Source organism: Kribbella aluminosa (assembly GCF_017876295.1).
GTDB classification, from domain to species: domain Bacteria; phylum Actinomycetota; class Actinomycetes; order Propionibacteriales; family Kribbellaceae; genus Kribbella; species Kribbella aluminosa.
In genome coordinates, this window is the sequence record NZ_JAGINT010000001.1 from 1,588,901 (window position 1) to 1,600,796 (window position 11,896).

10 protein-coding genes are annotated in these 11,896 nt (G+C 67.9%); 7 read left to right on the forward strand and 3 right to left on the reverse strand.

The features are described 5' to 3' along the window. Genes JOF29_RS07920 through JOF29_RS07935 form a run of 4 tightly spaced genes read left to right on the forward strand, consistent with a single transcriptional unit; the run spans nt 1 to nt 3,924 of the window. Nucleotides 1-1,023, forward strand: a complete 1,023-nt coding sequence (locus JOF29_RS07920; protein WP_209693572.1) for an NAD-dependent epimerase/dehydratase family protein — start codon at nt 1-3, stop codon at nt 1,021-1,023. Further along, a complete protein-coding gene (locus JOF29_RS07925) occupies nt 1,023-2,048 on the forward strand; it encodes a dihydrodipicolinate synthase family protein (protein ID WP_209693573.1) in 1,026 nt (341 codons plus the stop codon). Before JOF29_RS07920 ends, JOF29_RS07925 begins: the two co-directional genes overlap by 1 nt. Next, complete coding sequence (locus tag JOF29_RS07930) at nt 2,036-3,025, forward strand: hydroxyacid dehydrogenase (RefSeq protein ID WP_209693574.1); 990 nt, start codon at nt 2,036-2,038, stop codon at nt 3,023-3,025. Before JOF29_RS07925 ends, JOF29_RS07930 begins: the two co-directional genes overlap by 13 nt. Further along, the gene (locus tag JOF29_RS07935; RefSeq protein ID WP_209693575.1) at nt 3,013-3,924 is read left to right on the forward strand and encodes a GNAT family N-acetyltransferase; all 912 of its coding nucleotides are present in this window, start codon (nt 3,013-3,015) and stop codon (nt 3,922-3,924) included. The genes JOF29_RS07930 and JOF29_RS07935 overlap by 13 nt, the downstream gene beginning before the upstream one ends. A gap of 48 nt (nt 3,925-3,972) precedes the next feature. On the opposite strand, the gene JOF29_RS07940 is transcribed toward JOF29_RS07935, so the two are convergent. The 3 genes from JOF29_RS07940 to JOF29_RS07950 are packed head-to-tail and all read right to left on the reverse strand — an operon-like array spanning nt 3,973 to nt 8,546. Continuing rightward, the gene (locus JOF29_RS07940; RefSeq protein ID WP_209693576.1) at nt 3,973-4,701 is read right to left on the reverse strand and encodes a polysaccharide deacetylase family protein; all 729 of its coding nucleotides are present in this window, start codon (nt 4,699-4,701) and stop codon (nt 3,973-3,975) included. Further along, nucleotides 4,698-5,726, reverse strand: a complete 1,029-nt coding sequence (locus JOF29_RS07945; RefSeq protein ID WP_209693577.1) for a beta-propeller domain-containing protein — start codon at nt 5,724-5,726, stop codon at nt 4,698-4,700. Before JOF29_RS07945 ends, JOF29_RS07940 begins: the two co-directional genes overlap by 4 nt. Before the next feature lie 57 nt (nt 5,727-5,783). Further along, nucleotides 5,784-8,546: a DOMON domain-containing protein gene (locus JOF29_RS07950; RefSeq protein WP_209693578.1), complete on the reverse strand. Its 2,763-nt coding sequence runs from the start codon at nt 8,544-8,546 to the stop codon at nt 5,784-5,786. A 169-nt stretch (nt 8,547-8,715) separates the two neighbouring features. Between JOF29_RS07950 and JOF29_RS07955 the strand changes: the two genes are divergently transcribed. The 3 genes from JOF29_RS07955 (at nt 8,716) to JOF29_RS07965 (ending at nt 11,868) form a co-directional block, all read left to right on the forward strand. Continuing rightward, nucleotides 8,716-9,795 (forward strand): LacI family DNA-binding transcriptional regulator, encoded by a 1,080-nt coding sequence (locus JOF29_RS07955; RefSeq protein WP_209693579.1) that lies wholly within the window; start codon nt 8,716-8,718, stop codon nt 9,793-9,795. 157 nt (nt 9,796-9,952) lie between these two features. Beyond that, nucleotides 9,953-10,945 (forward strand): ABC transporter permease, encoded by a 993-nt coding sequence (locus JOF29_RS07960; protein WP_245357490.1) that lies wholly within the window; start codon nt 9,953-9,955, stop codon nt 10,943-10,945. Then, a complete protein-coding gene (locus tag JOF29_RS07965) occupies nt 10,942-11,868 on the forward strand; it encodes a carbohydrate ABC transporter permease (RefSeq protein WP_209693580.1) in 927 nt (308 codons plus the stop codon). Before JOF29_RS07960 ends, JOF29_RS07965 begins: the two co-directional genes overlap by 4 nt. Nucleotides 11,869-11,896: the final 28 nt, after the last annotated feature.

Below are 11,896 nucleotides of genomic sequence, written 5' to 3' on the forward strand. Positions count from 1 at the left end.
ATGTTCTCATCAGTCGACGCGCTGAACGACCGTCTCACCACACCGACCGATGCGCTGATCGCCGACCTGGCGAAGGGCGGCGGCGACCTTGTCATCCTCGGTGCCGGCGGCAAGATGGGCCCGACCTTGTCGTTGTTGGCCCGGCGCGGTCTGGACGCTGCGGGTCGCGGCGACGACCGGGTGCTCGCGGTTTCGCGATGGTCGGATGAGCGGGCCAAGGCCACGGTCGAGGCCAGCGGGATCACACCAGTGTCCTTCGATCTGCTGTCCGACGCCGATCTCGCCGAGTTGCCGGACGCCGCGGACGTGGTCTTCATGATCGGCGCCAAGTTCGGCACGGCCTCGGCGCCGTCGCTGGCTTGGGCGGTCAACGCGGCACTGCCGGCGAAGGTCGCCGAGCGGTACGCCGACGCCCGGATCGCGGCGTTCTCGACCGGCAACGTGTACCCGCTGGTGCCGCTCGGTTCCGGCGGCAGCCGAGAGACCGACACGGTCGGGCCGGTCGGTGAGTACGCGATGTCGTGCCTCGGCCGGGAGCGTGTCTTCGAACACGCCGCCGAGCTCCGCGGCACGAAGGTGTCGGTCCTCCGGCTGAACTACGCCGTCGATTTGCGGTACGGCGTACTCGCGGATCTCGCCACACAGATCGTTGCCGGTGCACCGGTGGACGTCACGACCGGCGCGGTCAACGTGGTCTGGCAGGGGTACGCCAACGAGGTGGCGTTACGCAGCCTCGGTCACGCCAGCAGCGATGTCTTCACGCTGAACGTCACCGGCCCGGAGCTCGCGTCGGTACGACGTCTTGCCGGCGACCTCGCGTCCGCACTGGGACGGCCGGTGTCGTTCACCGGCCAGGAGGCGCAGACCGCGTTGCTCAACGACGCGTCGCGCTGCCACGGTCTGTTCGGCTACCCGGACGTTTCACTGGCAACGCTGGTCGACTGGCAAGCCGAGTGGGTCGCGGCAGGTCTGCCGATGGTGGACAAGCCGACCAAGTTCGCCGTACGGGATGGGAAGTTCTGATGCCCCTCATGCCCCTGGACGTCGCCGCGCTGCTCTCGGCGGGGACGGTGATCCCCGCTCACCCCTTGGCGCTGACCGCTGACCGCAGGCTCGACGAACGCCGGCAACGGGCGCTCACTCGCTACTACCTCGCGGCGGGCGTGGGAGGCTTGGCGGTCGGGGTGCACACCACCCAGTTCGAGATCCGCGAGGCCGGGCTGCTGCGACCTGTGCTCGAGCTCGCCGCCGAAGTATCAGGCGCTGAAGCCGGGCGACCCGTGGTGAGGATTGCCGGGGTGTGCGGCCCGACCGCGCAGGCCGTCGCCGAGGCAGCGCTTGCAGCAGAGCTGGGCTATCACGCCGTGCTGCTGTCGCCGGCGGTCGCTGGCGCTTCCGAGGAGGACCTGCTGGACCGGGCCCGCGCGGTCGGGGAAGTATTGCCGCTGGTCGGCTTCTATCTCCAGGAGGCGGTCGGCGGTCCGGTGCTGTCGCTGGATTACTGGCGAGCGTTCGCGGCGATGGAGTCCGTCGTCGCGATCAAGGCGGCTCCGTTCAACCGGTACCGAACGATGGATGTGGTCCGGGCGGTGGCTGAATCCGGCCGTGAGATCGCGCTCTACACCGGCAACGACGACGCGATCGTGCACGACCTGCTCACGGATTTCGGCGACGACCAGCCGCACTTCGTCGGCGGACTGCTCGGTCAGTGGGCCGTGTGGACCCGGCGAGCCGTCGAACTGCTGGCACAGATCAAGCATGCACGAGCCGGCGCTCCGGAGGCGCTGGCACTCTTGAACGGTCGGGCGGCCGGCATCACCGACGCGAACGCGGCGGTGTTCGACGCGGCCAACGGCTTCGCCGGTGTGATCGCCGGCGTCCACGAGGTCCTTCGTCGCCAGGGGCTGCTGGCCGGGACCTGGTGCCTGGACGAGAAGGAGACGTTGTCGCCGGGGCAGGCCGACGAGCTCACGCGGGTTTGTACGGCGTACCCATGGCTGGTCGACGACGACTTCGTGGCGGAGCACCGGGACACATGGCTGAGCTGAACATCCTGTGTGCGGTGGCCCCCGACCTTCGACGGCAGTTCTTCGGCGTCGACCCGGACCTGCGCGGACTGGGGGGTGTACGACTGCTGGATGATCCGGCCAGGCTGGTCGCGGCCGGCTTGGCCGGTATTGACGTGCTGATTACTTCATGGGCGACGCCCCAGCTGAACGCGCGCCTGATCGCCGAGGCGGACGCGCTACGCCTGGTGATGCACACCGGGGCATCGGTGAAACCGATCGTCAGCGGCGCGCTGTTCGACCGCGGCGTCCAGGTCAGCCAGGCCGGCCAGGGGATGGCGCGGTCGGTTGCAGAAGTGGCTCTGACCTTCACGCTGATGCTGCTGCACCAGGTGCCGCGATTCGACCGCGCGCTGCGGTCCGGCGCGACCTGGGATCAGGCCGAGCATGCACCGCCGCGACACGAGCTCGCCGGTTGCCGGGTCGGCGTGCTGGGAGCGTCCCGCACCGGCAGGGCGTACCTGGCTCTGGTGCGGGCCCTCGGCGCCGACGTCGCGGTATCAGACCCGACGCTGTCCGCAGCGGACGCCGAAGCGCTCGGTGTTACCCTGCTCGGCGTCGACGACCTGCTCCATCGCTCGCAGATCGTCGCCCTGCACGCGCCTGTACTTCGCGAGACGCGGCACCTGATCGGTGCGCGCGAACTGGCGCTGATGCCGGACGGCGGCGCACTGGTCAACACCGCACGATCCTGGCTGACCGACGAGGCCGCGCTGCTGGCCGAACTGCGCAGCGGGAGGCTGTCGGCCGGCCTGGACGTCTTCGACATCGAGCCGTTGCCTGTCGACGCCGAGCTCAGGTCACTACCCAACGTCGTACTGACGCCGCACCAGGCCGCAGGCACCGTCGAAGGCCGGCTGCGGCAGGGCAGCATCGTTCTCGACGAGATCGAGCGGTTCCGGACCGGGCACCCGCTCGAGCACGAGGTGACACGAAAGTCGCTGCGATGGATGGGGTGACGATCCGGCGCGCCGTCGCCGGTGATGCGGTACCCATGGTGTGGCGAGCCGCGTTCGGAGACGTGCCGTGGCAGGTGCCGCTGTATGTGCAGGACGCAGGCAGATTCGAGCGCACATTCGTCGCGGTCTCGGGACGTACGGTGCTCGCGACCGTCTACTACCTGATTCGCCCGATCCGCGGCCTGGACGGGGCACCCGTCCCGGTCGGGTGCGTCGCCAACGTCGCCAGCCTGCCACACGCCCGTGGCCGGGGACTGGTGCGCTGGCTGCTCGCCGAGGCGATCACGGACATGGAGCGTCACGATGTGGCCTGGTCGCTGCTGTTCACCGGCACGCCAGGAGTGTACGAACGGTCCGGCTGGCAGACACTGACACGGCACTATCGCGCCGGCCGCATCGCGCAGCCCGGTCAGACGATGACCGGAGTGGACGTCTGGGACGCGAGCCTGCAGGAGTGGCCGGTCCTCGCCCAGCTGTACGACACCTTCAACGCGTCCCGACCACTCACGACGGTCCGCACCGCCTCGGATTGGCAACGCCGGGTTCGGATCTGGTACGCCGACTCGCAGATCCTCCTCGCCGGGCCGCGAGATGAGCCCAACGGCTACGTTGTGCTGCGATGGGACGCCGGCGAAGCAGAGGTGCAGGAGATCGGTGTCAAGTCCGTCGCGGCGGCCGCTGCGCTGCTTGACGCGGTGGCAAGACGCGCGCTCGCCCGGGGCGTAGACCAGTGCCGACTGCGGCTACCTGACGACCCGCTGCTGACTCGCCCTACCCGCGACCTGCTCACGACACCCCTGTCGGACGTGACGGATGCTACCGCGATGATCCGGCCGGTCACACGGCCCGCCGACTGGTTCGGGCCCGATGCGGTGCACTGGCCTGCAGACTATTTCTGACCACACTCTTGCTCGACAAGACCTGAGTTGCTTGACGGGAAACCAGGACTACATCTTGCTGAGCGGGAGATCGTCGAAGGCTAGGCAGGGAAGGCCGAGTTCGGCGGCCAGGTCGAGCAGGCGGGTGAGACGTGCGGGGGTGATGTAGTTGGCCTCGTGGGTGTCGGCGATCGCGTGCGCGTAGAGCGTCAGGGCCTCGTTGCGCTCGGCGGCCCGGTGGAGCGCCCCGGCGAGGGCGACGTCGGTCAGGCCGCGTGGCTGGAAGTTGCGGCCGTTGTCGGCGCCCGCGCCGAGCAGTACTCGGCGTCCGGGGAGGTCGGCGACCGATGTGAAGATCGCATCGACCTGCGCAGGCTCCATGCCTTCGGGGACAGCGCATCCACCCCGTAGCCGCCCGAATACCTCGGTGAGTACCGCATCCGTGGCATCCGAGCGCACGGAGACCGGATAGGCGAAGCACCGGGGATCCAGCCCTTCCGCCCGCAACCCGGCGACACACGGGTCGATCTCCTCGCGCAGAAAGGCGTCCCCGCCGATCTCGGCCACGCGGACCGCCGCATTGAGGTGACGCCACCCATGAGCACCGACCGTGTGCCCGTCCGCGGCCAGCTCCCGCAGCCGGGGCCAGTCCTCGTCGGAAAGCCGGTCGAGCTCGCTCACGAAGAACGTCACGTGGGCGTCGTACAAGCGCAGAAGATCGCGGGCGGCGCTCCACTCGGGAACGAAGAAGTCGTCGAAGGTGAGCAGCAGGGCGCCGCGGTCGATGTGGCTGTTCATAGCGGAAGGACTGCGACGCCGCGTGCCGCAGAGGTCAGATGGTTGTGGAGAATCGCATCGCCCGGCGGGGTGAAGACCGGGTGCGGGTGCCAGGGGTGCCGGGTGGCAGCGGTTCGGGCGAGCTTGCGGGACCCGCCTGTTTCGAGGTCGATCAGGAGTATGTCGGACACATTCCCGGCGTTCTGCCAGCCACGGCCCGGTGCGTCGGACGGACCGCTGGTGTCTACGACGGCGTACCGACCGTCGCGGCTGATGTCGCAATGCCAGTAGCGTTCGCCGCTACTGACGAGGCGGGGCGGACGGTCGTCGGCGTACGTGAGATAGAGCCCGCGTGGACGGGCCTCGCCGGCGCCGTAGCCGACGACCAGCGCGGCGGTGTCGTGGTGACACCAGCGTTCGTGGCCGACGGCAACGAATGCGCCTGGGGTGTCGGAGATCGCGTGCTGGTCGAGGGCGTTCCGCCCGGCTGGTGCGGTGTCTGGGTGCCAGGACCAGACACGGTCTGGGGTCTCGAGGGCCGGGCCTTCCTTGCTGAAGGCGATCCAGCGCTCGTCGTGTGGGCAGTAGTGGATGTGGTTGGCGTACCAGGGCTTCTGGAAGAGCAATGTCGCGCGATTGGTTGCCACGTCGACCTGCCAACCTGACCAGACCGTCCCGGCGGCCGTGGTCACGGCGACCCGGCTGCCGTCGGCACTGAGGCTGACCAGTTTGTCGAGCGTGTGACCGGCCGGCGGACTCCACACCGCCTCGAGCGCATCGTCGGGGTCAGCGACCTGCAGCACGTTGCCGACGACGATCGCCAGCCGGCCGGAGTCGCGGGCGATGTCGAACCAAGCCGGTTCGTCCTCGCTGCCGACGCGGCCTGGGACGGTGTGCAGCGTCCGCTCGTCGCGGCTCGGCCCATTCCATCGCACGCTGACGATGCGCACGGCGCCGGCGTCGTACCGGACGAGGGCCACCCGTTCACCGCCTTCGTGGAAGCCGTTGCAGTGCGGGTAGGTCAGGTGTGCGTTCGGTGCGAGCATGGCTCCTCCGGAGTACGGCGGTTGTCCCGCGGCACCCTGCCACGGGACAACCGGGGGTCAGTTGGTGACCAGTTGCACTGGGCGCAGCAGCATTGCGGACTTGGTGCTTGCGATGCCGTCGCCCCAAGCCGCCCAGTTGCGGGCCGTTCCGTCGTTGTCGTTGATCAGTACCGACAGGCCGAATCCGTCGGCGGGCGCGCCGGGCAGGCCGAGCGAGGTCCACGGGACCGTGATCTCGTAGTGCGTGACCGTACCGCTGCGGGTGACCGCTGTCTTCGCGCCGGTGGTGGGTCCTGTGGACTGGCCCGGAGGCGGTGACCAGGTGTAGACGGCCGGTCCGGTCGGTAGCAGGGCCGCGCCGAGTTCGACGCGCTGGTTGCTCAGTCCCGGCAGGTGGGGCGTGACAGCGAACTGGATGCTGTCGGCGCTCCACATCAGGCTCGGATCGGAGTTCGGCTGGTACTGCATGTTGTCCGTAACGTCGGCCGTCAGCACCAGCGCGTCACTGGTGTACGACGGCTTGAGCGTCCCCGAGAGGTCGGTCGCGCCGCCGTACCCGCCGGGATACGTCCGGGCCACCTGTGTCCCGAGATTGATGGGTGGAACATTGCTGCTGCCGGCAGGCTCGATCGGGTTCCAGCCGGTCCACCCCTGGCTGGTCACCTGAGCACCGTCACCAGTGGTGACGCGGTCGAAGAACCACCGCTTCTCCCACGCCGGCACCGCCGGTACGTCAATGGTGATTGTGGCGCTCTGGCCGGCCGGTATGTCCGGTACGGCCGCGACCGTTCCGCGGCCGAGGTACGCGGTGCCGTCGTTGAGCTGCCAATACACCGAGGACACCGGCACCGAGGCCGCCCGGCGATTGTTGGTGATCGTCACCTTGAGCTGATTGTGCTGAGGGTTCGTCGACGCGATGGCGGGGGTGGTCGTGACCTCCGTGGCGGGGCGGACGCTGGTCTCCGCGGTGAGGCGGGTGGTCGGTCGTGGCCCGAGGCCCACATTCGCGATCAAGGCCCGGCTGCCGGTCTGGCTGGTGGTCGGTACCTGGACGGTGGCGGTCGCGGTGCCGTCGGCGTTGGCCCTGAGGGTGAAGGGCTTTCCGGCGACCGTGCCGTTGCGGGCGGTCGGCGTCGTGGAGGTGATCGTGGCCGGGATCGTCTCGGCGGTGTTGGAGGTCTGCGGTACCGACAGCGTGACGGCCGGATGCACGACCGCCTTCACCGCCCGGATGGCGGCTGACGATGTGGCGCCGCGGACGAAGATCGGGTGCTTGTCGAGATCAAGGGGCACCGAGCCGTTCACCGGTGTGTAGGTCGACACGCGGCCGTACTCGTCGGTGACAGTCACCGGGCCCGTCGCCGATACCTGCACGGTCGTCGGGGTCGTTGCCCACATCACCCGGGTGGTGTTCGATCCGGAGCCGAAGCGATACGAGTACGCCGGGGCGGCCAGTCCGTCGCTGCCGGCCAGGGCCATCCCGCCGATCTGCCGGAGGATCGTTGCCTGGGTGACGAGCGACGGTTTCGGGGCCTGTGCGACGACGCCAGTCGTCGGTTGCTTGAGCTGGCCGAAGTTGTGTTCCTTGTTGGTCGGGTCGGAGCCGTCGTTGAGCAGGTCGTACCAGAAGTACTTGTCGATCCCGGACGCGAAGGCGAGCACTGGCAGCCGGATTGCGAAGTCGGCCTGGTCGGCCTCCGTCGCCAGACCCGTCATCACGGTCTGGCCTGTCTCGGTGATCCAGAGCGGCATGTCCTTGCCGCCGTTGTGGTTCCGGATCTGCTGTTTCAGCCAGGGCACGTTCGCGTACGCCGTCTCGGGGTTGGAGCCGGCGTAGGTGTGGAAGCTGAACGTGTCGATGTAGGACAGCGCTCCGCCGTCCAGCAATCCCGTGATCCATGGCTGGTCGATGCCGGCGGCAACTGGTCCGATGAGGTTCGCGTCAGCGTGCCCGCCGTCCACCTTGACCGACTGGTGGGCGGCCTTGAGCAATCCCAGGTAACAGCGGACCTTGTCGGACAGCGTGTGGTTGCAGGCGGTCGCGGTGTCGAAGCCGCCGTTGAACTCGTTGTAGATCTCGATGTCCTTGGTGAACTGCCCGAAGTGCTCGAAGATCCCGTTCGTGTAGCGGCCGTATGCGTCCCAGCCGGCCTGGGTGTACGGCGTCACGCCGCCGTCGTAGTTCTTGTTGTTGTACGCCGAGATCAGCAGGGTGGTGATGCCGTTCTGCTTGGCGACCGGCACGTCCTTGTCGGTGACGTAGTTGCTCCAGGTATAGGTGCCGGGCGTCACCTCGACCGGGTTCCAGCTCTGGTCGGTGCGCGTATAGGTGAAGCCGAGGCGGCCCAGCAGCGCGAACAAGGTCGGGTCGTTCGGCTGGTGACCGAAGTGCATGTCCATGCCGAACCGCTGGTCCTGCCTCGATGCGCCCTGAGCGAAGGCGCCGAGGACCGCGAACGTGGTCGGGACGGTTGTCGCCGTGGTGCCGCTGCCCGCGGTGACCGAGAGCTTGTAGTAGCCGGGACCGAGAGCGTTGAGGTTGATCGCGCCGGCGCCGCCGGACACCGCGACGGTGCCGGTGGCAACGATCACACCGGCTTCGTCGCTGACCTGGTACGACGCGGATGCCTGGTCGGAGGTCAGGGTGACCGAGGCCGTGCCTTGGTCGAACACCAGGAGGGGGTTGGTGAGCTGCAGAGCTGCCGTCGCCGCGGCGGCGGGTCCAGCGCCCGGTATCGCGCTGAGCGTGCCGGCGAAGAGCGCGGCGGCCGCGAGTCCGGCGTACGCGGTCCATCTGCGGCGAGTTGTTTGGGGCTGCATGGGCGAAACCTCCAACTGAGAGAGGCGTGCGATGAGGATCGCCATCCTGCCGGGCGAGCGCTTTCCCAGCAAGACCGCAGGACTAAAAATCCTCCTTGCAACACGGAAATATGGTTGGTCCGGCCGATTGGACAGCGCTGTCCCGTGTGAGATCGTTATCATGGCTGTCGTGTCCAACGAACCGAACGGAACCCCGCGGCTCGCCGATGTCGCGCGCGCGGCGGGTGTGTCGCAGTCAACGGCATCCCGCGTCCTGAACGGCAGCGCCCGGCAGGTCGCCGACGGGTACCGGGAGCGGGTGCTGGCCGCGGCGGCGCAGGTCGGGTACACGACGAACCTCGCCGCGCAGGCGATGGCGCGCGGTCACTATCCCGCGGTCGCGTTGGTGGTCGGCGACATTCGCGACCAGTTCTTCGCCAGGATCGCCTACGGCGCTGTGCAGGAGGCCTCCCGGCGCGGGTACATCCTGAATCTGCTGTCGACCGAAGGCGACGCGTCGCGGGAGCGCGATCTGGTCCAGGAGCTGCGCCGGCAGCGGCCGGAGGCGCTGGTGCTGGTCCGGAAACGCGACACGACCGCGCGGGCAGGCTCCAAGCTGATAGAGCAGCTGATGGGATTCCAGCGCGAGAGCGGACGGGTCGTGATCGTCGGTGAACCGTCCGAACCGGTGCTGGCGATCAGGCCGCCGGACTTCGACGGCGGCAAGGCGCTTGCGAGCGCTCTGCTCGAGCTGGGCTATCGGCGGTTCGCGGTGTTCCTCGCGAACGAGAAGATCCCCTCGGAGCGGGATCGGCTCGACGGTTTCCGGGTCGGCCTGTCCGCCGGTGGGGTCGCGCTGCCGGACAGCAACGTCTACCGCACGGCTCAGAGTGTGACGGGCGGGATCGCGGCCGCCAAGCTGTATCTGGCCGATGATCGGGACGCGGAGGTCATCGTCGCGACCGAGGACGAGGTGGCCTGGGGCGCGGCCCATGAGCTGCAGGCGAGCGGCCTGGCGGTACCGGATGACATCGCGGTCGCCGGATACGGCCAGCGCCGGTTCACGGCGTTCGGCGACGATGCGGACTGGCTCACCACGGTGCGGTCGCCGCTGGAGGAGATGGGAGCCGCTGCGGTCAGCGCCGCCCTGGACCCGCTGGCAAGCGATGTCCCGATGCCTGCGCCGGGGATCCATATCGGCGGTAGTACGCCGGGGCGCTCCCGGTCGGCGGCAACGCGCGGGCGGCGCGATGGTCGTCGTACCCACTGAATCGCGTTATCTGTAAGGCGGACCTGCCAAATTGGCCGTGGTTCGCCGACACCGGATCTCCGCTAAGGACGGGCTGGGATCTTGACAGTGTGGCCGTTGCGCCGTAGCTTCTCGGGAAAGCGCATTCCCTGAATGCTTGGCATTATGGAGCAGCTGAATGACGATGACCATTCCGGACACGGACGGTCCGGCTCGTGCCGAACCGGCGGACCGCGGTGGCGGCAGGCCTGGACGGCACCGGATCGGGCTTTTGGCCAAGGTGCGGCGCGACCGGATGCTGCTGCTGTTCGCCGCGCCGGGCATGATTCTGCTGGTCGCGTTCCATTACGTCCCCTTGCTGGGCAACGTGATCGCGTTCCAGGACTACCTGCCGTTCCTCGGCATCCGCGGCAGCGAGTGGGCCGGTCTGCGGAACTTTGCCGTGATGTTCGGCGGGGACGGCGCATTCCTGACCGCGCTGAAGAACACGTTGCTGTTGTCCCTGATCCAGACGGTCTTTGTGTTCCCGATTCCGATCATGCTGGCGCTGGCGCTCAACAGCCTGCTGTCGGAGCGCGTCAAGAAGCTCGTGCAGTCGATCCTCTACCTGCCGCACTTCCTTTCCTGGGTGATTGTCGTGTCGCTGTTCCAGCAGATCCTCGGCGGGAGCGGGATGCTGAACCAGTTCCTGCGAACGCACGGCGGACATCTGCTCAACGTGGTCGGCAATCCGGATGCGTTCTTCGCTCTGCTCACCAGCCAGGTGGTCTGGAAGGACAGCGGGTGGGCCACCATCTTGTTCCTGGCAGCACTGTCCCGGATCGACGTTGAGCAGTACGAAGCCGCGGCGGTCGACGGGGCGTCGCGCTGGCGGCAGATGGTGCACGTCACGCTGCCCGGCATGCGCGGCATCATCGTCCTGCTGCTGATCCTGAAGCTCGGTGACTCGCTCACGGTGGGCTTCGAACAGATCATCCTGCAACAGCCTGCCGTCGGTCAGCAGGCCAGCGAAGTGCTCGATACCTATGTCTACAACAACGGCATCGTCAACGGTGACTGGGGTACGGCGGCCGCGGTCGGCCTGGTCAAGGGGGTCATCGGCGCTGCACTGGTGTTCGGTGCGAACAAGGTCGCCCACCTCCTCGGCGAGGCGGGGGTGTACCAGCGATGACGACCGTGCCGACGTCCACCGTGACATCGCGCCGGAGCCGGGGCACGCTGCAGAATGGGCAACTGCCGCCGAGTGCGCTGTCCCGGGTGCTGCGTGGGATCGCACTCGCTGTCTGCTGTTTCCTGGTGCTGTTCCCGTTCACCGGCGTCCTGACCACCAGCTTCGCAGGCCCGGACGACGTCGCCCGCACCGGCGGTCTGGTGATGTTGCCGCGGAAGTGGAGCCTGGACGCCTACTCGGCGATCTTCTCCGGCGGCGTGGTGACGCGGGCACTGGTGATCAGCCTCGTGGTGACCGTCGTGGGCACGCTGTGCTCGATGGCCGTCACGACTCTGCTCGGCTACGCGCTGAGCTCGCCGATCATGGTCGGGCGGAGCTGGATGCTGCTTCTGGTGCTGCTGAGCCTTCTGTTCTCACCGGGACTGATCCCGAACTACCTGATGGTGAAGCAGCTCGGACTGATCGACAGCCTGTGGGCGTTGATCGTGCCGAGCATGCTGGGCGCCTTCAACGTGATCGTCGTCCGTGCCTTCTTCATGGAAATACCGGAAGAGATCCTGCAGAGTGCCCGAATCGACGGTGCGGGGGAGTGGGCGATCTTCACCAGGATCGTGCTTCCGCTGTCCAAGGCTGTGCTCGCCGTTGTCGGGCTCTTCTACGCCGTCGGGTACTGGAACGCGTTCTTCAACGTGATGCTCTACATCAACGACCCGTCCAAGTGGACCTTGCAGTACGTCCTGCGGACGTACGTCGTCAACAACACCCGGATTGGCGGCAGCGACATCAACGTCGACGCGTTGCCGCCGCAGCCGGCCCTGCAGATGGCGATCCTGGTGATCTCCATCGTGCCGGTCCTCATCGTCTATCCCTTCCTGCAACGGCACTTCGCCAAGGGAGCGCTGACCGGTGCGGTCAAGGGCTGAGTGCACCGGTTCACCTTTCTACTCCAAG

What these genes read in the sequence shown, in the direction of transcription:
- JOF29_RS07960 (WP_245357490.1), top strand. Translation starts at nt 9,953, where the DNA reads ATGACGATGACCATTCCGGACACGGACGGTCCGGCTCGTGCCGAACCG.
- JOF29_RS07965 (WP_209693580.1), top strand. Translation starts at nt 10,942, where the DNA reads ATGACGACCGTGCCGACGTCCACCGTGACATCGCGCCGGAGCCGGGGC.
- JOF29_RS07920 (WP_209693572.1), top strand. Translation starts at nt 1, where the DNA reads ATGTTCTCATCAGTCGACGCGCTGAACGACCGTCTCACCACACCGACC.
- JOF29_RS07945 (WP_209693577.1), bottom strand. Translation starts at nt 5,726, where the DNA reads ATGCTCGCACCGAACGCACACCTGACCTACCCGCACTGCAACGGCTTC.
- JOF29_RS07940 (WP_209693576.1), bottom strand. Translation starts at nt 4,701, where the DNA reads ATGAACAGCCACATCGACCGCGGCGCCCTGCTGCTCACCTTCGACGAC.
- JOF29_RS07950 (WP_209693578.1), bottom strand. Translation starts at nt 8,546, where the DNA reads ATGCAGCCCCAAACAACTCGCCGCAGATGGACCGCGTACGCCGGACTC.
- JOF29_RS07925 (WP_209693573.1), top strand. Translation starts at nt 1,023, where the DNA reads ATGCCCCTCATGCCCCTGGACGTCGCCGCGCTGCTCTCGGCGGGGACG.
- JOF29_RS07935 (WP_209693575.1), top strand. Translation starts at nt 3,013, where the DNA reads ATGGATGGGGTGACGATCCGGCGCGCCGTCGCCGGTGATGCGGTACCC.
- JOF29_RS07930 (WP_209693574.1), top strand. Translation starts at nt 2,036, where the DNA reads ATGGCTGAGCTGAACATCCTGTGTGCGGTGGCCCCCGACCTTCGACGG.